This is a genomic window from Vibrio splendidus (genome assembly GCF_024347615.1).
GTDB lineage: Bacteria > Pseudomonadota > Gammaproteobacteria > Enterobacterales > Vibrionaceae > Vibrio > Vibrio splendidus.
Window position 1 is genome coordinate 1,973,237 of sequence record NZ_AP025509.1, and the last position, 20,702, is coordinate 1,993,938.

17 protein-coding genes are annotated in these 20,702 nt (G+C 42.3%); 9 read left to right on the forward strand and 8 right to left on the reverse strand.

What is annotated here, in order from left to right:
- Positions 1–193: 193 nt before the first annotated feature.
- Positions 194–1,267 carry a DUF1254 domain-containing protein gene (locus OCU90_RS25920; RefSeq protein WP_061023102.1) on the reverse strand — a complete coding sequence of 358 codons (1,074 nt, stop codon included), beginning with the start codon at positions 1,265–1,267 and terminating at the stop codon, positions 194–196.
- Positions 1,268–1,547: 280 nt separating this feature from the next.
- On the opposite strand from OCU90_RS25920, the gene OCU90_RS25925 reads away from it, so the two are divergent.
- From OCU90_RS25925 to OCU90_RS25960, 8 genes are all read left to right on the forward strand, one after another.
- Complete coding sequence (locus OCU90_RS25925) at positions 1,548–2,468, forward strand: LysR family transcriptional regulator (protein ID WP_061023104.1); 921 nt, start codon at positions 1,548–1,550, stop codon at positions 2,466–2,468.
- A 200-nt stretch (positions 2,469–2,668) separates the two neighbouring features.
- Entirely contained in the window at positions 2,669–3,736 is a 1,068-nt protein-coding gene (locus tag OCU90_RS25930) for a DUF1254 domain-containing protein (protein WP_061023106.1), read from the forward strand.
- Between the two features lie 578 nt (positions 3,737–4,314).
- The gene (locus OCU90_RS25935) at positions 4,315–5,148 is read left to right on the forward strand and encodes a LysR family transcriptional regulator (RefSeq protein WP_143700563.1); all 834 of its coding nucleotides are present in this window, start codon (positions 4,315–4,317) and stop codon (positions 5,146–5,148) included.
- A 159-nt stretch (positions 5,149–5,307) separates the two neighbouring features.
- Positions 5,308–6,453 carry a DUF1214 domain-containing protein gene (locus OCU90_RS25940; protein ID WP_061023111.1) on the forward strand — a complete coding sequence of 382 codons (1,146 nt, stop codon included), beginning with the start codon at positions 5,308–5,310 and terminating at the stop codon, positions 6,451–6,453.
- 115 nt (positions 6,454–6,568) lie between these two features.
- Entirely contained in the window at positions 6,569–7,393 is an 825-nt protein-coding gene (locus OCU90_RS25945; protein ID WP_061023113.1) for a hypothetical protein, read from the forward strand.
- Positions 7,394–7,532: 139 nt separating this feature from the next.
- Complete coding sequence (locus tag OCU90_RS25950; protein ID WP_061023115.1) at positions 7,533–9,227, forward strand: alkaline phosphatase family protein; 1,695 nt, start codon at positions 7,533–7,535, stop codon at positions 9,225–9,227.
- 280 nt (positions 9,228–9,507) lie between these two features.
- On the forward strand, positions 9,508–10,593 hold the full coding sequence (locus OCU90_RS25955) for a DUF1254 domain-containing protein (protein ID WP_061023117.1): 1,086 nt from the start codon (positions 9,508–9,510) through the stop codon (positions 10,591–10,593).
- Between the two features lie 137 nt (positions 10,594–10,730).
- Positions 10,731–11,522, forward strand: coding sequence for a LysR family transcriptional regulator (locus tag OCU90_RS25960; protein WP_061023119.1), 792 nt, complete (start codon positions 10,731–10,733; stop codon positions 11,520–11,522).
- A gap of 71 nt (positions 11,523–11,593) precedes the next feature.
- Here the strand turns inward: OCU90_RS25960 and OCU90_RS25965 are convergent, their stop codons facing one another.
- From OCU90_RS25965 to OCU90_RS25990, 6 genes are all read right to left on the reverse strand, one after another.
- On the reverse strand, positions 11,594–12,625 hold the full coding sequence (locus tag OCU90_RS25965; RefSeq protein ID WP_061023120.1) for an HlyD family secretion protein: 1,032 nt from the start codon (positions 12,623–12,625) through the stop codon (positions 11,594–11,596).
- A 3-nt stretch (positions 12,626–12,628) separates the two neighbouring features.
- A complete protein-coding gene (locus tag OCU90_RS25970; protein ID WP_240513395.1) occupies positions 12,629–13,135 on the reverse strand; it encodes a magnesium transporter in 507 nt (168 codons plus the stop codon).
- Between the two features lie 72 nt (positions 13,136–13,207).
- Complete coding sequence (locus tag OCU90_RS25975; protein ID WP_061023122.1) at positions 13,208–13,969, reverse strand: BUD32 family EKC/KEOPS complex subunit; 762 nt, start codon at positions 13,967–13,969, stop codon at positions 13,208–13,210.
- On the reverse strand, positions 13,966–14,886 hold the full coding sequence (locus OCU90_RS25980; RefSeq protein WP_081089976.1) for a LysR family transcriptional regulator: 921 nt from the start codon (positions 14,884–14,886) through the stop codon (positions 13,966–13,968). Before OCU90_RS25980 ends, OCU90_RS25975 begins: the two co-directional genes overlap by 4 nt.
- Positions 14,887–14,972: 86 nt before the next feature.
- Positions 14,973–15,830 (reverse strand): hypothetical protein, encoded by an 858-nt coding sequence (locus OCU90_RS25985; RefSeq protein WP_061023127.1) that lies wholly within the window; start codon positions 15,828–15,830, stop codon positions 14,973–14,975.
- A gap of 1,042 nt (positions 15,831–16,872) precedes the next feature.
- Positions 16,873–18,285 (reverse strand): sulfatase-like hydrolase/transferase, encoded by a 1,413-nt coding sequence (locus OCU90_RS25990; protein WP_061023417.1) that lies wholly within the window; start codon positions 18,283–18,285, stop codon positions 16,873–16,875.
- A 70-nt stretch (positions 18,286–18,355) separates the two neighbouring features.
- Here OCU90_RS25990 and OCU90_RS25995 point away from each other — a divergent pair, with 70 nt between their 5' ends.
- Positions 18,356–19,210: a glycerophosphodiester phosphodiesterase family protein gene (locus tag OCU90_RS25995; RefSeq protein ID WP_061023129.1), complete on the forward strand. Its 855-nt coding sequence runs from the start codon at positions 18,356–18,358 to the stop codon at positions 19,208–19,210.
- A 98-nt stretch (positions 19,211–19,308) separates the two neighbouring features.
- Here OCU90_RS25995 and OCU90_RS26000 read toward each other — a convergent pair whose 3' ends face one another.
- Positions 19,309–20,643, reverse strand: a complete 1,335-nt coding sequence (locus tag OCU90_RS26000; RefSeq protein ID WP_061023131.1) for an MATE family efflux transporter — start codon at positions 20,641–20,643, stop codon at positions 19,309–19,311.
- Between the last annotated feature and the right edge of the window lie 59 nt (positions 20,644–20,702).

Below are 20,702 nucleotides of genomic sequence, written 5' to 3' on the forward strand. Positions count from 1 at the left end.
TGAAGTTGGTGCTTAAGGTTTTTATAGGGATCACCAATACGTCATATCGGGTAGGGTTTGAATAAATTGTTTCTATGTATATTAAACAAAGAGAAGGTAAGTTTTTATTACTTACCTTCGTATACGTTATGCTGAATAAATATAACCACAATTAGAGATGAACGTTGTCGTGAAACTCTAACGGTGATTAAGTTTATTGCGTAACAGGGGTTACTGGCATTGAACGTAATGATTGTAGATAGTCGATGGTTTCTTCTACATTAGCAGGTTCATAAAAACGAACAATTGCAGCCCAATTATCTTCAACGCTTAGGTTGTAAGCAGAAAGTTTAGGATCGTCACAATTAAAGAAAGCAGATAGAGTGCCATCATCATTTTGACGCATATCATCGCCTTCAATGTTGAATCCATCTTTAGCAATCCAACCATCTGCGCCATATGTGGTGATAGAGAAATAGCCACCAACAGCCGTGTTCAAATTTGGTTTTGGAATACGCCACTCTTGACAAGAAGTAGAGCCTTCATCTGTAATTCGCTCTAAGTAAGCAGCGGTAGATGGTGGAAGCCCAGCCCAGCCATAAGCAGCCCCATAACGGTAATCCAATGGATAAGCGTCGTCAGAACGGAATGAACGCTCTGCCGTTGGCATATAACCACCTTGCATCGCGCTTGTGATCAGCGATAGGCGGTAATCTATGACGTCTTTTTCTAAATAGCCTTTACCTTCATATGAAACGTTAGAATTGGCTTCAACTTTTAGGAGCTCTTGTCGGCGCACAGAGTCAGCCATATCTGCCGTGACTTTAGTGCGAGCCAGAATGAACACATGCGTTCCCGATGTTAGGTCATCAGGAGTGATCGTAACTGACTCTCCACGACGAACCACAACATTCAGTCGATGGTTTTCATCGAGCAGTTGCATCATTTGATATTCGTCATTGTTAGTATCTGTGACCGTAAAAGTCGCCCCTTTGGACACATCAACAACCATTGTAGAATAAAGCATGTCAGCATTAGATCGGATGATAGTTTGGTTGTCGATGGTGACTGGAGCATCATGTTTCCATGCATTTACACCAACAAGGTCTTGAGTTTCTAGGAAGTTCCAATCAGATTCAGCTTCAACGTAATTGTCCCAATTAACACCACCTTTGGCCGGCAATACAAATTCGCTTGCATTAGAAGGTGTTTCTACAACGTAGTTAGTTGATGCAACGCTACCAACAGAGATCGTGGCGAGAGTTAATGCCAATAATGATTTTTTCATACAAAATAGCCTTTTATTTAGTGACGAGAAAGCTCGTCGTTAGCACCTAGACATAAGCTGTAATTACCGAGCTAGGTAACAAAATAAAATCAATCTATACAAAGTCTTGAGTCAACTTTCCCTATTAAATGAGGTCGTTCTGCAACTCAGAGTTTTTAGGGGTAGTAGTTCGTCTTTGAAAGTGATGGCGAGATTATATGGTTTCATTCACAGGTAGAATATTTAACAAATCAAAACTTACTGTTAAGCTAAGCTTAATATGTAATGTTCTGGTGATAGTATGAAAAAAGATAACTTTAAGAATTTAGATTTGAACTTATTGAAGCTGTTTTCTGTGGTTTATGAGTACAAAAACCTTAAACGCTCCTCTGAAGTACTATTCATCTCCCCCCCAGCAGTGAGCCAGAATATCAACAAGTTGAGAAATCACTTTGAAGATGAGCTATTTGTTAAGACTCCAAAGGGGTTTGATTCTACGCCATTTGCAGACAGTTTATTTGAGTCATTGTCACCAATTTTGTCGCAGCTTCATACCGCGGTGAACGGACACCATGAGTTTGATCCTTCAGAATTAGAGGGGGTTATTACGATTGATATGGGACAGCAAATTATTCCTTGGTTATCACCCATGTTGTTTGCACAAATTAAGGCTGAAAGCCCGAATGTCGCGTTTGCTTCTCACAATATGACCAATGATACTCCAGCGATGTTAAAAAGTGACCAAGTAGATATGGCGGTTCAATTTCAGTTTGCCAATACAACGAAAGATATCTATGAACTGCCGCTCGGGGAGCTAAACTTTGTCGCAATTGTCAGAGAAGATCACCCAGTGAAAGAAAGCGAAGTGACCATCGAGCAATTGTTAGAGTATGACTTTGCATTAGTAGAAATGCCTTTTTTTAACACTTTTCATACGACACGCCTTGAAGCTCTCATAGCTAAACGAGGGTTGCATATGAAGGTTGCTCACAGGAGTTCTTCAGTTATCAGTGTATTAGACGTGGCACGTAATTCAGATTTAGTTATTTCTGGAGTAGAGCAATTTGTTGGTCATAGTGAAACAGGGCTTCGAGCTATAAAGGTATCTAATTTAAATGAAATAAGTTCATACCCGATATGTGCTTATATACATAAGAAAAATAGGCAAAGTAAGAAGCACCAATGGCTTTATGAGATGATTAAAAAACAAGTATCATCATAAAGTTCTTTTAGGGGGTATATAAATTAATTAGGCCCTTTTCATTGGTATTAACTCAATGCCGTTATTCCATCGAAAGTGTTAAGTGCTGCTTAATACACTATTTATTATATCCAAATATTCAAGTCTTCAAGTGCACTCTATTATAGTCCTTCCAATGACACCTTATGGCCATTAGGCTTGCTACGCTACAGGTAATTCAAATGAAAAAATCTATAATTGCACTTTCTATCGCGGCACTTTCTTTTACAGCGCTTGCTGCTGACCACCACGTTTCAATCCCTGAGATTGATTCAAGCAATTGGGCAGTAAACCCAGTTGACCACGGTATGACTGCTGGTGAATTCATTACTGCTGAAGTCAGTGCATTCATGAATCACTTCATCAAGATGAACGGTATTAACAACTTCCACCACTGGCCTGAGCTTACTCGTGCTGATGACCACTTCGTTGTTTCTCCGAACCAAGACACAGTGTACTCACTCGTTATCGTGAACACGTCTCAAGACTTTACTCTTGAGTTACCAGATACTGGCGACCGTTTCATTACAACTCACGTAATGGATGGAAACCACAGCACTCCGTTCTACCTATACGGTGGCGGTACTTACGAATTTAAAGCAACTGACTTCGAAACTGAATTCGCTATGCTTGGTTTCCGTGTAGGTACTGATGGATCAGAAGAAGATGCTGAATACATCCGTACTCACATCCAACCCAAAATGGCAGTACACGGTACAGCGACAAACGACGTTCTTCCAATGCCTGACCTAGAGACTCTAGTTAAAGTTCGTACTGCTCTTATCACTGAGTACGACAAGCTAGATAGCACTTCTGGTGTTATGACTGACTCTGTTGCAGCTCAAACTGACTGGGAAAAGTTCACTTACGTATCTGCGGGTGCTCTAGTGCTTTCTCCTGACCGCACAGCAATGTACCACCCATACGCATTCGAAGGTGCTGTAGGCGGTAAATGTTACGAAGCTACTTACCCTGCTGTGCCTGCTGAAGAGTTCTTCTCTATCACAGTATACGGTCAAGATAAGTACCTAATGGGTAACGAAGATAACGTTGTATCTTCTCAACAAGATGCAATCATCAAAGCTGATGGTTCATTCGACGTTGTATACGGTGATTACTCTTGTAAGCAAGAAGGTAAGAACTTCGTTTACACACCTAAAGATAACTGGTCATTTCTAATGCGCGCATACCGTCCAAACGTAGATGCATTCAACGCTTACGTAATGCCAGAGATTAAACGAGTTAAATAATATTCAATTTGTCGTGGTCTGTTCCATTTAAAGCACGTTGACGTTTTATAGCCAGTAGCTCAAGTTACTGGCTTTTTTACGTTTCATTTCCCTAATTACTGCGGGTGTAGTGGTACGTTGAACTAGGCCATCTAGTAAGAGGTAGGCAAAGTATCCCTACTGCCACTTGCAATACTAGACGTTATCCGAAGGCAATTAATAGAGCTGAATCTCTAAGTGGGTTTTGTCCAGAGGCGTATCGGCGAGGTGTTTCGTAACTCACATTTGCCCCGAAGTGAGTCAGTGTAAAATTGAGGTTAATTCCAATTTCCGCTGTTTGACTTACTTTTCCTTATGTCTAGAACTCTAATTATTTGGTCTATTTTTCTAATCCATTACACGCTAATCGGGCTTTAAGTTTGTGACACAATTGAGTGCGGATAAGCGAGTTTATTACAGTATGTCACACAGGTATGAGGCTTGTATGGAATACTTATTTTAGTCACTGCTGGTTTAGAGGTTACGCTGTGCCGCCCTTTTTGTGCTAAGGAGGTTCATTTTGGTATAATGTGTTAACCCTACTCAACAAGTGGATAGACATGGACTTAAATCTAATTATCCCTTTCGTACGTGTTTACGAACTCAACAGCATTACTCAGGCTGCTGACGTTTTGGACGTTACCCAGCCAGCTATGTCTGCGAGCATTAAACGTTTAGAACAACAGTTGGGTAAAGCGTTGTTTGTTCGTCATGGTCGCAGGCTTGAGCCCACATCTGATGCTCACGCCCTTGCTGGACATTTTAAAGAGATAGAACATAGACTTGAATTAGCGCTGGATAAACCCAGAGAGTTCACCGTCTATGCTCCCGAACACATCGTGATTCAGCTGCCAGTGATTGAAGGGGTGAAGTTAATTGAGAACCCGTTGTCTGAGTATCTTGTTCTTGACCACTTACGTCACGATAAGATCGACATGGCGATTGAGTCCCGCTTTAAGCAAGAAAAAGAGCAGGCATTTGTGTATGAACATATCCAGGAGATAGGCCTTGTTTACGTTTGCCGTCAAGACCATCCAACAATCGGAGATTCAGTTACGTTAGAAGAGTTTTACGATCTTGAACACGTGACGCTGACTTATACGGTGCGTGAGGTCTCTGGTATTGAGAAGCTAGCTAAAATGAATCTGCCGAGGAAGATTGTTAAGCAGGTAACAAGTCCAAGCTCGATGCTGCTGTGTGTGCGACACTCCGATGCTATCTGTGCAACTAATGATAACGACCCGTTAATCGAGGAGCTTGGATTGAAGAAGATTCAGGTGCCTTTCCCTATTGACCCTATTCAAGTTGATCTGGTCTATCATAAAAAATACTCAAATAATCAAAGCCATGCGGCAATTCGCGCTCAGCTTCATCAGTATCTGAAAAACATATAGCGCCCTACCAAACGATCTTTTTACTTGAATATCTATCTCTACATAAACCGTGTTTATGTAGAGCATTAATTACCGCTACTACTTCCTCTCAATATTTCTAATTACATTAACCATATCACCGTTACTGGTAAAAATTAGAAATTTAACGAGGAAACTGTAATGAAAAAGACCATCTTAGCGACGTTAGTTGCTGCTACCTCTTTCGGTGCTGTTGCATCTACTCCAGCTTATGAAGCGAACTCTGAGTTTTACTCAGCTGAGTCGATTGAGCTTATGAGCGCTATTGATTCTTCTGGTTGGGCTGTTAATCCTGAAGATCACGGTATGATGGCTCAAGAATTTGTTCACCAAGAAGCTCGTTTCTTCATCAATAACTTTGTTAACAACTTCAAAGCAGGCTGGAACAACGTACACAACTTCCGTCAGCTTAACCAAGTTGGTGACACATGGGTTGTAACACCTGCGCTTGATCACCTGTACTCTGTAGGTGGTGTCGATACTTCCAAGCCATTTTCTGTAACTGTTCCTTCAAACGGTGATAAGTTCCAGTCTCTACACATTCAAACTTCAAACCACACAATCCCAGTGTACGAAGTTGAAGCAGGAACTTACCACTTCACTCCAGACATGTTCGATACTCGTTTCGTAGCAATCGGTATCCGTCTAGCTACTGACGGTACTGAAGAAGATATGGCTCGCCTACGTGTTCTTCAAGATCAAATCGAAATCGTTGGTGGTGGTGACGGTGAAGGTTTCGAAGCTCCTGACCTAGACCGCATGTTCAAAGTACGTGCAGCATTGATGGAAGGGTACAATAACCACTTATCTGTTGCTCAAGACAAGCACATCGAGTGGGACATCTCTGACGTAACTAACTGGGAAGGTCTAACATACGCAAACGCTGGGGCTTGGGGTCTATCTCCACACGATACAGCAATGTACCCAGTATACGCTAAAGAAGGCGTTAAAGGCGGTGAGTGCTACACAGCGACATACCGCGCCCCTAAGTCAGTGGACCCACGAGGTTATTACTCTATCACTGTTTACGGTGAAGATAAGTTCTTAATGACCAATGAGAACAATATCGTATCAACGAACCAAGGCCTAACGACTAACGAAGACGGTACATTCACCGTGGTATTCGGTGGCGAGCAGTGTGGTGAATACGCTGAAAAAACTGGCGTAAACTACGCGGCAACTCCTGCTGATAACTGGGGCTTCACACTACGAGTGTACCTACCAGATGTAGCTGACGTTCAAGACTGGGAAGCTAACATGCCAGAAATCCAGCCACTAAAAATCTAACACTCTTATCGTTACTTAAGTTACTTGATTAAAAGTGATCGTTTCGCTCATGGATGAGCATTTTCAATTGCAGTAATACGCGTATAAACATGCGCGTCTAACCAAGGATTCATCCATGAAAATTGACTTAGATACATTTGTGCCGCGCACATTAGCGGTAGGCATTGTTGCAGCTCTAATTTGTGTTCCTTCTGTCGCAAAAGCAGAAGACTCTGTCCAAGACATGAGTGACCCACTGGCTGTTTACACTCAGGCCGGTGCAGGCTACAGCGATAAAGGACTGAACTTAAAGTTTGGTCAAACTTACGATACGGGTTCAGACACCACTATGGGTATGAACGTATTGGAGATTAAAGGGATCGCAGGTGATGCCATTGGCTTCCGTGATAACGATAAAGCTAAGTTCGGCAGTGTCGATGATTCAATAGACTCGGTACGTTTTCGTAACTTCACGGTTGATCTAACCAATGGGCGAGGTGCTCAAGTTGACGTGAACTATAACTTCGATACTAACCAAGGTTCTGCATCGTATAGCTTCATTCAAGCGTTGCCAAAGTTTGGCCCTGTGAACTTATATCCTCTAGCAGGAGCAGGTATTGCTGCAGGTGAGCCTCTAACTGATAAGTCTCGCTCTGATGCCGATGAACTGCATGACCGTTATGACATGCATGGCACATTTTATGTCGCGGGCATGTACGCAAAAATAGAAATTACCGACAAGATCTGGTTGAACTATAACCCGATGTACATGGGCACAATCAGCGGCTCAGATACCTACAAAAATGGTGCGTTCTATGGTGATGACTCAATCATGACTCACGAGTTTGCAGCGTCATACCAAATCAACCCACGCCTCAATGTTCGCTACTTTGCGAACTGGAATGAAGAGGTTGATTTCGAAGATGGTGATCACCGTATCGAATTTAACTACCAATTCTAGGTGTCTCTTGATGGCTATACGAATTATGTCAGTTAAATCATAAGACAAGAGATTCCTGAAATGAGAAGCCGTTGTTGCTTCTCATTTTTTGTAGTCACTATCAACAACGTACCAATATAAATATCTGTAGGATCTTTTTATGAGCACGTACCATCCATTAGTTCTTGGGCTCGCTGCATTCAGTGTCGCGCCCGTCTTATTAGCCAATGAACCCACTCAGCCGAAACTCATTTTACAAATCACCGTTGATGCATTGCGTGGCGACTTACCTGAACGGTATCGAGATAATATGGGTGAAGGTGGATTTAACTATTTACTCGATCACGGGCTTCACTATGCCAATGCCCATTATCAACACGCCAACACTGAAACTATTGTTGGGCACGCAGCACTGGCGACCGGAGCGCCACCTTCCGTTAATGGCATGGTGGGGAATGTTTGGTTCGACCGTCAAATGGAGCGCAAGGTTTACAATATTGAAGATGTTGAACGTAGCGAGCTTTCCGCTGATATTGAAACTCAAGCAGCAGTAGAAATCGATGACACACAAGCGGTGGCAGTGAGTAGCGGTCGCTCTCCGGTGAACATTAAATCGTCGACTTTTAGTGATGAATTAGTCAAAGCCTCTAACGGGCAGTCACGCTCTTTCGCCGTATCATTCAAAGATCGCGGCGCTGTGCCACTGGCTGGTGAACTTGGAAAAGCCTTCTGGTTCTCCAAGAGTACGGGCGGCTTTGTGACGAGTGATTACTATTACGATAGTTATCCTGATTGGGTAACCGATTGGAACAAGCAGGACTTTATTCAGCAGTACAGCAATCAACGCTGGGAACTACTGAAACCTCGTGAGGAATATTTGTTTGCTCAAGAAGGTGATGTGAGTTTCAAAACAGAGATTGCGACTTTCCAACGCAGCTTTCCGTATCCTTTTGGACCGGCAAGTTTTCCCTATTTTACGACCATGCTGAGCTTGAGCCCTGCCGCAGACGATATTGTAGCGGGCTTTGCTAAGTCACTAATTAATAAAGAGCAACTTGGTAAAGGTGAGTTTACGGATTATCTTTCTGTGAGTTTCTCTGCAACCGACTACGTGATTCACGCGAATGGCCCCTCTAGTCTTGAGGCTGAAGATACTCTGTTGCGTTTGGATCGCACTTTCGCGGATCTGTTTAGCTATGTCGATAGTTATATTGGGCTAGAAAACACCGTGATTGTATTGTCTGCTGACCATGGTGCGCCGGATAGCCCGAGCTACATTACTAATCATGGTTCTACCGAAGGGCATTACTTCGGTGCGAATACGCTTGAAAAAAGTGGCATCTTTGATAAAGCAAAAACGCGCTTCGGAGTCGGAGAGGAGCTTTTTGAAGCGTTCGAAAACCCGAACTTTTATCTCGATCATAAGGTAATACAACAGCACAAGCTGGATCTATCAGAGGTGCAACAGTTTCTATCTCAGGAGCTCAATAAGATCGAAGGCATTGAATTTGCCTTTACAGCAAACGCGATTGAAACCGGTCGCCTACCTAACACACGAATAGCGGCACTCGTTGAAAACAATTACTACCCGTCTCGCTCTGGCGACCTCTATTTAGTGTTTAACCCAGGCGTATACATCAATGAATTTGATAGCCTCTCTGTTGCTTCCGTTCATGGCTCGCCATGGCGATATGATACTCATGTGCCGGTTATTTTTGCTGGAAGCGGTATTAAAGGTCATAAGATTTATCAGGAAGTGACACCTTATGATATCGCGCCAACCCTATCAGCAATCTTAGGTATTGCTCCACCATCAGGGGCGACGGGTAAAGTTCTACTAGAACCTATGTTCTAAACTGGCCAATGAAGTAAGCGTTAAGCCACAGAGCAGTGATTTATTGTTGCTCTGTGGCAATTAAATCTAATCATCTCGTAATGAGAGATAAATGCAGTCATTCCATCTCGCCTTAACATATTTAGTCGCGAATAGTCAGATCTTACATCTACATAAACAGTGCTTATAAGCAGCATAGCTCGCTCAATCTACTTCCATTAAGACGCACTCGTTATATTTACCACAGAACAATTAAGTCAATTATCCTGGCTACAAGGAGGTAGCCCAACGAGGAACAACTATGAAAAAAACAATGTTATCCGTGGCCATCGCTGCAATGTCTTTTGGTGCTATCGCTGATGGCGGTGTAGGACAAAATGGTGTTGCTCTGCCTAGCAACACATCTTTCTCTGAAAAAGGTGGCGTTGAAGTCACGCTAGATAACCTAATTCAAGCTGAAACGGCAAAATACTTTTCCGAAGAAATTGCTTTGTATGGCGGTAATGAGTTCCGTCACGAGCGTGCCGGTATCGACCTGAATAACCAAACCATCATCCGTTCAAACTTCGATGCTATCTACTCTTACGGTGTATTTGATGCGTCTGAAGGTGTGACAATAAGCATGCCTGATGGTGAACTGTATCAGTCAGTACAAGTTTTTGATGAAAACCACGTGACACTGGGCGTTGCTTACCCTGGTGAAGTCATGACTATTGATGCTGATCAGCTGACGAAAGGCAGTCATGTTTACCTGTTTATGCGTACCCAGCCTAAGTCATTTGATGACGCTGGTATGGCAGAAGTGAACGTAAGACAAGATAAAGTAAAGGTGACCAATTCAGCTAAAACGGATTACGTATCACCAGTCCAATATGATGTAGAAAGCTTCAACAAGCTAAGAACGGACATCATTCGTCGTGCCCCAGCTGAGGTTGTTATCCACAAAGGCTTTATTACTGACCTTGCAGATATCGAATACCCACATTACCACATGGCAAATACGGCAGGTTGGGCGGGGCTTCCAGCACAAGACGCCTTCTACTTTGTTGTGATGCCAGGTGATGAAAATTCCCGAGCAGCAAAGTGCTCCACAATGACATTTGACGCACCTGAACTCCAATATGATCGTTCGGCATTTTGGTCTCTGACTGCTTATGACGCGAATGGCTGGGTCGTTACTGACACATTCCGCATGAACTCTACAGATGCGACTCAGAACGAGGATGGCTCATATACAGTGAGCTTCAACTGTGGTGCCAACGCAATCAATAATATTGAGACATCTGAGAACTGGAACGCGCTGTTCCGTAACTACCTTCCAGTGAGTCTAGATTCAATTCTGGATTTCCAGAAAGAAGTCACTTCTTCCTTACCTATTGCTCAATAGGGCGTTTTCTGTGATGCGAGCTCAAGGGAGCTCGCTTTTTTGTACCTGAGTAAACAACCGTGTGTGAGTGCTTATGTTTTGGTCTCTTAATTGCATATTACGTTTACTTTGCGACGATTTATCCATGAGGTCCTGTTATGAATGACTTAAATACACTGCATGTTTTTCTAACGCTGATGAAAACACAATCCACGAGCCGCACCGCGATGGCTATTGGTCGTTCTCAGTCGTACGTTTCTAAGGTTCTAGCAAAGTTGAGAGAAGACCTGGGTGATCCTCTATTTCTACGTGACTCAACAGGGTTAACCCCTACGACTTATGCTGTTTCTATAGAGCCGAAGATCAGCGCTGCATTAGGGCAGTTAAACCAAGCATTAGAACCCGAAAAGTTTGACCCTAGGCAACTAGAAATGGTCACGCTGCATATTGCAGAGCCTTATTTAGTGACTAGAGGAAAAGCGATAATTCAAGCCATTAGAAGCCAGACGAATGCCGTCATTGATATTCGTACATGGGGAGACACCAGTGAGAGTTTGATCTTGCAAGGAGAAGTCGATCTAGGCTTACACGTGCTAAGTGATAAGCCTCAGAGCTTCTATCAAAAACGTCTTCACCGCGGTTCTGGAGCATTTGTTGGCAACGTTGAGTCTAAACAATACGTAAAATTTGTCGTTCCCGGTGTTAACGACCAAATACATCACTTTCATAAGCTTGATCCTACGATTGAGCCTCAAGTATTCGTCGATAACTATCAGCTAATGTCGCAGTTAATGGATGAATTCTATACGTTGCAATATTCGAAAGTCATGGATAATACCCAGCCGGACTTGAGCCTTGAGGTCGCTTTGATTATGAAGTCATCGCGTCGTTATTCCCCTCAAACACAGTGGCTGTGTGATTTAGTCACACCTATTCTTAATCAAGAGTGAGGCAGTTTTGTTGTTCATGTGCGAAAAGAGAGGCTAATTTAGGCCTCTCTTTTTTGTGACTTCTCTGTGAACTATAAAGCTGAAAGATAAGCTTTATAGGATTTGAGTCGAACGGTCGCACCGCCAATAATGTCCATGAAGCCGAGCATTGGGTGAGGTTTGGTCGCTGATATCCAACCAGAACCAGTTGCTCCGATAGGAATGTTATAGCCTTCTGGTTCATCAAACTCGATGACGACTGTTCGGCCATGGTCATTCATGTTGTTCCCGACATGCTGCCTTACGTGCTGTGAACCGTTCATTACCGAAACCCTTGCTTCACCAGTACCGGTCGTCAGGCTATGGACACGGCCTCGGAAGATTTCACCCGGGTAGGCGTTGACGTAAAACTCCGCAAATTGCCCCACCTTGATGCGGCTATAGGTTTGATCAGCTATACGCATTTCAACAAACTTCTTATTTACATCGTATAGATGCATGTTGCCCACACGGGTGCCGTCAACAATGTTCGAAATAGAGAGTTGACCATCAAATGGCGCACGCACTTCACGGCGTTCATTCTGCCATTTTGCGGTCGCGATTTGCGCTTCAATATTCAGTATTTGAGCATGAGCAGAAGCCATTTTCGCGTTGGTGGTATCAATTCGAGTACGAATTTCATCGCGTTGAGATTCTTGTGAAAAATCGCCCAGTTGCGTTAAGCGTTGCAGTGTTCGCTTATCATTGTTTACCTGATGTGTGAGCGCTAATATTTCTGCTTGTGCGGCTTGTTTTTGAGCTTCTAGCCCTTTCATTTGCGATTCAGTATCGACCGAACGTAGTGTGTAAATCAAGTCGCCTTTATTTACGAACTGGTTGTGATCGACAAACACTTGCTCAACCTCCTGACCGATCAATGGGCTTAACACTGCGTGAGCCGCTTTGACTGTCGTACTGTCGGTGAGGTCAGCAGGAGACCAGAACCTGTGGGCGGTAAATAGAGCAAAGGCGAGTAATACACCAATGCCGACAATGATTGTCGCGTTTTTCAGTGTCCAGCGAACAATTCCTGTTTTAACTAAAATCCAACAGATTAAGATGTAGGGAAGCATGATCTCTTTCATGGGTTACTCCTTAGCAGTCTTGGTTGTTGAATTACCGTTGCGGATGATGCCCGAAATCGCGTCAGCGAGGATATCCCAGCGGGCAAAGGCAATGATGATGGCGAGCACCCACCATGTTTTATCGATAAACAGGCCACATAAGGAGAGTGCAAAAACGATTTGTGTATGTGCACTCGACATCTTGGCGGCTCTATGGACTGCTATTTCGTGTAATTCCCACAGCAGATATAAGACATAAACGAGGATGGCGACTGTGACAAAAAACACGAAGCCCATAAAGACCTCTGAATCGAGCAATTTTAATATCGTCGGGTGACCATCAATGAAATAGTTCTCAGGTAAGGACTTGCCATGAATGGTCCCAAGTTTGGATAAGCCGACAGATGCTGCAATGAGAGTACCGATTATCACGCAAGATTTGACTATAAACTTGGTGATGGTAAAGAAGCCATTCTTTATCTTTTTACCGAAGCTGTCCTTAGCGTCGTTGGTTTGATTGTAGTGAAACATAGCGGTTGTCACTCAGTGATTGGATGACATACACCATACTTAGTTATTGGTGAAGTTTGGGAATAGCCGATATTACGAGGTAAGGGTGTTGTTTTTCAGATATTGATCTTTTGTTTTTTCAAGAAGCCTAAAGGTAAGTAGCAGTTGTTTTGACAATCTATTGTTGCGGAACTTGACTATTATCGCAGGGATCCATAAACCCAGTTTTAACAAGGTGAGTATCGAGTTCATGTATTGTGCAGAATAAGCCCCTGATACTTTTAACCAGCGCAGTAAGAGGTGTACACGAGTGGATTGAGATACCCCATACAAGCGGTATGAATCTAATATTAAGAGGAATGCATCACGAGCCTTCAATTTAGGGCACTTGCTGACTTTTGCTTCTTCTAAGTCCAACAAGTGAACTCCTGATGTAGGGTGGTACACAATATCTCTCATACTTGGGCGACCATGAACGACACCAGCTTGATGAAATTGAATTAAAGCATCAAAGGCAAGCGAAAGTTGGGTTGCGTTAGTCGCTTTATTACAGCGGTCAATTCTTATACCTTGGTCTTCGGTAATGAAAAAGTGACGGGTATGATAAACAATTTTTGGGACAGGTAACCCCAAGGTTTGAAAATGTTGGTGGTGTGCGAGTTCGTGTTGGAAGCGAGCCTGAGGGCATAAGGCGGAACTCAATTGCCAATGTTTTAGAACTCCCAATTTAGTAGAGAGGTGATGAATTGCTCGATTTAACCACCCTCTTTTGTCTTCACCACGTCGTTTGACCCAGACTTTTTTATTGCCAAGCTTCGCTGAATACACAAACCCGAGTTTGTTGGAAATGTTCATAGGTTTTTATCTTTTACTAGGTTTGCTAAAAGCTCATTTAACCAGTTCACTACGGGTTTATTCGCATTTTTATACGCCACACTACTCACCACATTCGCATTGGGTATATGTGCCCCACTAAAGTCTAGTTTCAGTGGAACGAGACCGGTATAACCCGTGTTCATTTTTAAAGAGGCGGGCAAGAGCATGTTATTTGTACGAGCGACTTGCATTGCCAAGTGTAAGCTATCGGTTTGCAAGCGAATGAGAGGGGAGCGTTCTGAGCGACCGAATACTCTATTTAGGTGAGTGTTCTTTTCATCCCAGCCCGGCAAAGTCAGTGAAATAAAACCATATTCTAATGCGGCTTCTATAGAGATGCTGTCGAGCTGGGCAAGTGGATGATTCTCTGAAGCCAACACGACAAATTGATCCTTTGCAACCATCTTTTGCATGATTGATTTTGGAAAATGGTCACTGTAATAGTTCACTCCCATTAATACTCGCCCATCTAAGATCTGCTCGACGGCCGTAGATTCCCAGCTCTTTAAGTACCAAGTCGCATTTGGTGCCTCGGCAGATAAACGTGTAAACAATTCGGGACCAAATCGTGACTGGATTGGACGATTGATGCAGATCTGAATCTTACCTTTTAGTTGTACTGGCTCGAACTTTTGGTTGGCACTGATGGCATCATCAATTTCGCTGATGATATTGGGTAAGCGAGATAGCAAGTGTTCGGCAAAACTAGTGGGTTGTAACTTTCCAGATGCGCGAACAAAAATTGGGTCGTTGAGTGCGGTACGACACTTACTCAGCATACGAGCAACGGCAGATTGTGATAGGTCTAGTCGCTCGGCTGTCACATAAGTGTTGCGAGTTTCGTTTAGGTCAATGAGCATTCTCATTGCTTTGAGGTCAATATTGTCAATCATCATGTGCCCATATTAAGCTAAGTCGAATGTAAGAATGGAATAAGTGTTATGAAACCAGAGTCCTTTCTGGTGTCATCTGGAAGAGCTGGTTAGAAACGCCAGTCGAAGCCGACAGAGATCTTGGTTTCCTCGCCACGCAAGTAGTCTTTATGGGGCATGTTGATGTCGTTCATCTTAATGTTGGTGTATTTCGCTTCTAGGTAGATGTTGAAAATCGCGCCGCCAACCTCGGTTCGCGTACCTTGTAAGAGCATCAAATCCACCATTTCCATATCTACACCACCATAGCTTGAACCACCAAAGGCTTGAAATACGGTGTAGAAGGTATCGTTCCATGGCTGAAGACCGTATAAGTTGACCGACGCCATATGCGCATCATCCCCACCTAATACGTCTTTCACTGCGCTACCATTGATGTTCATAAGGGCATTATTGAGAGCGGTTTGACCAGTACCAGTTGAATATCCGCTCATGGAGTTAGGTACAATGGTTCCTTGGATGTTTTGCGCGATTTGGTCTGTATCAAAGTCGACATACGAATAATTGACCGACGGGAAGAACATCGTCTTACCATTGGTAGCGGTCAATGGCAGCATGTAGCCCACTGTGTACATGTCTGCTGTGTCGGTGAGATAAGTATCGACATAGACACCACCAAAACGTGAGTCGAAGTTTGCTAAGCGAAAACGGAAATCTTCTGACTGCGTGAAATATTCACCAATCATGATCGTTTGAGTCTCTATACCATCGCCTCCGTAGAGGTTATTGAACCCTCCACCAGCAACAAGCTTGATCTCGCCGTTATCATCAGAAGCGATACCACCACGCCAAGCCGTATTGCGAGGATCTGCATCATGCACTTCATTTTCTGCTGCTGTTACTGAGTGAGACAGAGTAAGTGCTGAGATTACTCCAAGTGCAATGAGAGAGTGTTTGTAGTTAGTCATGTTATATCCTTAGTCACCAATTAATTGGTTTGAGTCGAATTTCGGTGTGGAGGAATTATTCATGACAAATCGAACGGACTTAATAGCTCAAGTCGGGTGGTGAAAATTTGATTATCGACTTGAAGAGTGGATGGTGAGAGCTTTTGAAGTTAAGTGGTTGTTTTAAAATTAAAGATGTGTCTGTTGCCCTTCATTTGGCTTTAGTTTTATTGAAGGAATAAACCATATTCCATTTGAATCTCGACTAATATTTTTTGAGCTGATCATCGATACAGGACTCTAAGTTAAGCGACTTTCCATACCTTTAGTTATCTAGAAATTGCTAATTTAGGGGAAGCTGTAGCTCATTTATGTCCAGACATTTGTTACGCTGGCTTGCGGTTATATGTGCGGTTATATGTGATTGTATGACGTACAGGAGTAGCTATGGGGAAGACTGCTGACTAGAAACAAAATATCGAGAATTGCTTTGATTAACTTGATGGAATAGTTGAGAGTTTTGGGGGGATTTTCTCAGGTTTTGGTTAGTGAAAACGCAGCCTGTGAGGGGGAGTGATTTTTAGTCTAAAGTGAACGTATATAGGATATTTTAGAAGCGTTACTTGACGGATTTACGAATCGCTAACTATAGTCAATTTAGTTAGTCAATCATTAGCAAGTTTAGTCTGCGTTATGATTAAGTTATTGATATCAGGTTATTTAACGAATGAATATCGGAGTTTCTAGGGTTCAAATCCTTATCCCTCCACCACCATTAGAAAGCCCGCTGAGAAATCAGCGGGCTTTTTTCTTATCTGTTTCAAATCATTATGTATCATCCAAATATTTACACACGCACTTAATTCCCCCGCGGATACTGTCAGAGCTTCCTAAATCATCTCATTAGGCTGTTTGCTAACAAGGTTAATGAAGTTCTGGAATAAGTAAAATTGAGCTGATATCTGCCTACAAAGTGTTAAATAAGGGATAACTTGATGTGCGGAGAAGGTTACTTACTAAGTAAACTTTATGCTATTCAGAATCTTCTGTATCAGTTGTTCGCTTAGTCGATTTTTCTTACCTTAAACTCACTCGTTAACACTGAGTCATACTCCTTTCCTATGTACTCGGTATTGAAGATACTTTTATGTTGCTCTGTCTGTTCTGAATCTATTCCTATCCATTGCGCAAATGTGTCTGAAAAGTCTCTCAAATTATATTTGACCGAATGTGTTTTTGTTTCTTGAGTATCGTCACTCATTGTTACAAACGGCACTTCTACTGCCTGCCTTGAAAAGTGTGATCCAGTGCCGTGAATCAAATATGGGGGGGCATTTACAGACGTTAGGCCATGGTCAGAAAAATAAATGATTTTATATGTTTTATCATGCATTGTGAGTAGATCTTTAAGCTTTTCTATAAAAGCAACGCCATAAGCCACTGATTTTGAATAGCATACTAGGTACTTGTTATCTGAGGGTTTTAGTGAAACCTCCCCATCAAATCTCTTACAAAAGTCATAGTGTGACCCCATGGTATGAATGAAAATGACTTTCGGTTTTTTAGTTTCTTCACGAATCACCTTGATCACTTCTGGTAGGAGAATGTTATCGGGTTCAGCTTTATCATAAGACGTATTCTTATAATATTGGTAATGTGCCCTACTCGCGATTGCGGATACCTGTGTTTCGTATTGCCCGATCTTAGCTTGATTTGATATCCAATAAGTTTTCATTCCAGCATCATTAGCAAGATCTATCACATTTAAGTTTTTATCATGCCTGTTTACATCTAGGCTCTTTGATAATATTCGAGGGACTGAGAAATATGTAACAACGGATGGGGAAATAACACCATTAAATATGGCTGCTCCTTTTATCTTTCCATTCTCTTCGTTATACGATGGGAAGTAATTTTTAATAACAGATTCACCAATATTTACGATGTAGATATCCTTTAATACATTATTTGTATGAACATTCTCCCATTTTGAAGAGATTACTGATTTTCCCCCTTCGAGAAGAGACAGTTCATAATATAAAGAAATAGGTTTAATAACTGTAATTAACCCTAAAAAACTAAACCACACTTCATGATGGATCGTTTTTGAGTATTCTTCATTGAGGTATGTCGTCTTTTTATTATCATGTAAGCTATAAAATTTGGTGATTAATATGCTGGAAAATAATATCAACATAATTAATGTAAATGGCTTACCAACCTTTCCTAAGGTAATGTGAAATGATAAAAAAAGTAGAATGGAAAATATAATTGTCTTTACATATGTTATGGAGCTAATGCTTTTTATATGTTCAAGAGCTTCACCTCGATTAGACTCTAAAACCGACCCTAAGACACCTAAGTCTAAGCTTAGAGAGTTTAATCTTAAGTAGAAATCAAAAGTCATTATTACCGTGAGAAGAAGAAATACAAATCTATTACCGACAAATGCTATTATAGTTGCTATAAATAACATGTTTAAACTCAATATTGACAGGGTAAACCACACATTATCATCAGCCCCAGTTCTCAACAGGTAAAATGTCATGATACTTAAAGGAATCAGAGTCTTAATATCAATATTTTGTCTAGTTCTCATATGTTTTTGGGTAGCTTTTGTTATCGGCCCTTCGATGAGTGTAGTCATTGATGTATGGAGAGGCAATGTAAAGGCATACCCAAATGAACATAATAACATCCCTAATATTATCGGTAATTCTGGTGGTTTGATCGCACATGCCGGTGGGGGAATCAACGGATTAAAATATACAAACTCCTTAGAAGCGATGGAGCAATCAATTGAACATGGATTCAAGATGGTAGAGTTAGATCTACTTATCTCATCGGATGGAAGGATTGTTGCTGTTCATGATTGGAAGACTTTTCACGAAATGACAAATTCTAATAATACTGGGTCTATTAGTTCTAAAGAATTTGAATCAAAGATAATTTATGATAAATATAAAACATTAAATATATCTACAGCTATTGATATTCTAGATGAAAATGACGTGGTGTTAGTTACGGATAAAATAAAAAATCTTGCCTTGCTTTCAAAATATATAATAGATAAAGATAAATCTATTATCGAAGTATTCAGTATAGATAAATATAATGAAGCAATAGATTTAGGTTTTAATAATGTCGCATTAAATATAGATCTAAATACACCATTTATTCTTGATTGGATTGATTTAAATAAAATTAAGGCTGTGACGTATCGGGGTGATAACCTTGGCTCGCTTGGGAGTGAGTATAAGAAGGCGATAGAACTAAGCAACATGGGGGTTTCTTCCATGATCTATTCGACAAATGATTTAGACTTGGATGGTATTAAAGCTTCTGGAATCGGAAATTTTGCGTTATATGTCGACTTTGTTCTTCCATCAGATGAACTCTAAGATTGCAGGTTATCTAAAAAGCAGAGCTTAATCGCTCTGCTTTGATGTCGAATTAAATGTTCTTTGGAGATTGCTTGGTTGATGAGCTCCCGAATTACCTATTTGGCTAGCTTGGCCTCCACTTGTCCAAGTGCGCGTTGGTACATAAACCATGCGCACGTTCCGGCAAGTACATTGCCTACCATAGCTCCCCAGAATAGGCCTTCAATGCCAGCAAGCTGAGAGCTAACCCATAGGCAAGGCAAGAAGAAAGCGAACAGGCGCAGTGCTGATATCGTCAAGGCAGTATAAGACTTGCCAAGCGCATTCGAGATAGAAACCATCAGCATACAGATCCCCAAAGGCCCTAAGCTAATAGGAACGATAAGCAAGTGGTAGTTCAAAATCGTTGATACTTCGTCTTCGCTGGTCATGAGATTTGCCAACCCGCCAGAGAATAGCCAAGTCACTAGCGCTATCACCAACTGTAAACCCAATACGAACATTACTGCAATCTTAACGAGCTTACGTATGTTTTCGAGGTTGTTCTCTCCCAACATGCGTCCAATCATCGGAGGCATCGACATCGTTAGTGCTAGCACAGCGACGATCGAGAAGAATTCAAAACGTGAACCCAGAGCCCAAGCTGCAACGGCAGCGGTGCCGTAGCCAGCAAGCAGCTTAGTGGCGAACATTGATGAAACAGGTGGCAGTAGCTGACTGATCATGGCAGGCCCCATGATGTTACCAATGGATCGAACACTTTTGCCGATATCAAGATCGTGCCAGTCGAATGTCATCCAATGCTTCTTAGTCACCTTAGGAGCAACGATAAAGATACCCGCACCGAACGCCAAGATGGTCGCAATCGCGGCTCCATTGATGCCCATGTCGAGAGTAAAGATGAAAATCGGGTCCAATATCAAGTTGATGATACTGGTCGCGATCATCATTGAACCGGGCAGCATAGTATTACCGTTGGCACGACATACACTGTAGAAGAAGTAGAGAAGCGCCCCTGTCCAAGAGCTTACTAGCCAATAGATCCAGTAAGAATCAATGATTGGCAATACCGTCGGTGGTGCATCCAATAATTGTAAAATTGGTCCACGCAGCAGATAGATGATGACGGAGAAAAGCGCGACACTCACACTGCCCATCGCAATCACTAATCCACCAAGCTGCTTAGCGTAGCGCGTTTCATTAGCACCAATGGCTCTAGCGATTACGGCGGTCGTCGCGATACCTAGCCCGACTTGAATACCAATGATGATCATCTGAATTGGTAGCGTGAAGCCCTGAACAGCGAGCGGTAGCACGCCCAGTTGGCCAATAAAAGCACTGTCTACAAGCTGGAAGCTCATTAGGGAAAGTACCCCAAATAGCATTGGCCATGTCATTGTATAGAGTTGTCGGCCAAGAGAAGGCGAGGGAGTTGCGGTAGTAGAATTCATAACACTCTTATCGGTCTTGAAGTTAGGCTTGTTGTGATGACAAACCTCTCAATGAAGAA

Excerpts from the sequence above, each read along its gene's own strand:
- OCU90_RS25920 (WP_061023102.1), bottom strand. The coding sequence starts at position 1,267 with ATGAAAAAATCATTATTGGCATTAACTCTCGCCACGATCTCTGTTGGT.
- OCU90_RS25925 (WP_061023104.1), top strand. The coding sequence starts at position 1,548 with ATGAAAAAAGATAACTTTAAGAATTTAGATTTGAACTTATTGAAGCTG.
- OCU90_RS25930 (WP_061023106.1), top strand. The coding sequence starts at position 2,669 with ATGAAAAAATCTATAATTGCACTTTCTATCGCGGCACTTTCTTTTACA.
- OCU90_RS25935 (WP_143700563.1), top strand. The coding sequence starts at position 4,315 with ATGGACTTAAATCTAATTATCCCTTTCGTACGTGTTTACGAACTCAAC.
- OCU90_RS25940 (WP_061023111.1), top strand. The coding sequence starts at position 5,308 with ATGAAAAAGACCATCTTAGCGACGTTAGTTGCTGCTACCTCTTTCGGT.
- OCU90_RS25945 (WP_061023113.1), top strand. The coding sequence starts at position 6,569 with ATGAAAATTGACTTAGATACATTTGTGCCGCGCACATTAGCGGTAGGC.
- OCU90_RS25950 (WP_061023115.1), top strand. The coding sequence starts at position 7,533 with ATGAGCACGTACCATCCATTAGTTCTTGGGCTCGCTGCATTCAGTGTC.
- OCU90_RS25955 (WP_061023117.1), top strand. The coding sequence starts at position 9,508 with ATGAAAAAAACAATGTTATCCGTGGCCATCGCTGCAATGTCTTTTGGT.
- OCU90_RS25960 (WP_061023119.1), top strand. The coding sequence starts at position 10,731 with ATGAATGACTTAAATACACTGCATGTTTTTCTAACGCTGATGAAAACA.
- OCU90_RS25965 (WP_061023120.1), bottom strand. The coding sequence starts at position 12,625 with ATGAAAGAGATCATGCTTCCCTACATCTTAATCTGTTGGATTTTAGTT.
- OCU90_RS25970 (WP_240513395.1), bottom strand. The coding sequence starts at position 13,135 with ATGTTTCACTACAATCAAACCAACGACGCTAAGGACAGCTTCGGTAAA.
- OCU90_RS25975 (WP_061023122.1), bottom strand. The coding sequence starts at position 13,969 with ATGAACATTTCCAACAAACTCGGGTTTGTGTATTCAGCGAAGCTTGGC.
- OCU90_RS25980 (WP_081089976.1), bottom strand. The coding sequence starts at position 14,886 with ATGATGATTGACAATATTGACCTCAAAGCAATGAGAATGCTCATTGAC.
- OCU90_RS25985 (WP_061023127.1), bottom strand. The coding sequence starts at position 15,830 with ATGACTAACTACAAACACTCTCTCATTGCACTTGGAGTAATCTCAGCA.
- OCU90_RS25990 (WP_061023417.1), bottom strand. The coding sequence starts at position 18,285 with ATGTTATTTATAGCAACTATAATAGCATTTGTCGGTAATAGATTTGTA.
- OCU90_RS25995 (WP_061023129.1), top strand. The coding sequence starts at position 18,356 with ATGATACTTAAAGGAATCAGAGTCTTAATATCAATATTTTGTCTAGTT.
- OCU90_RS26000 (WP_061023131.1), bottom strand. The coding sequence starts at position 20,643 with ATGAATTCTACTACCGCAACTCCCTCGCCTTCTCTTGGCCGACAACTC.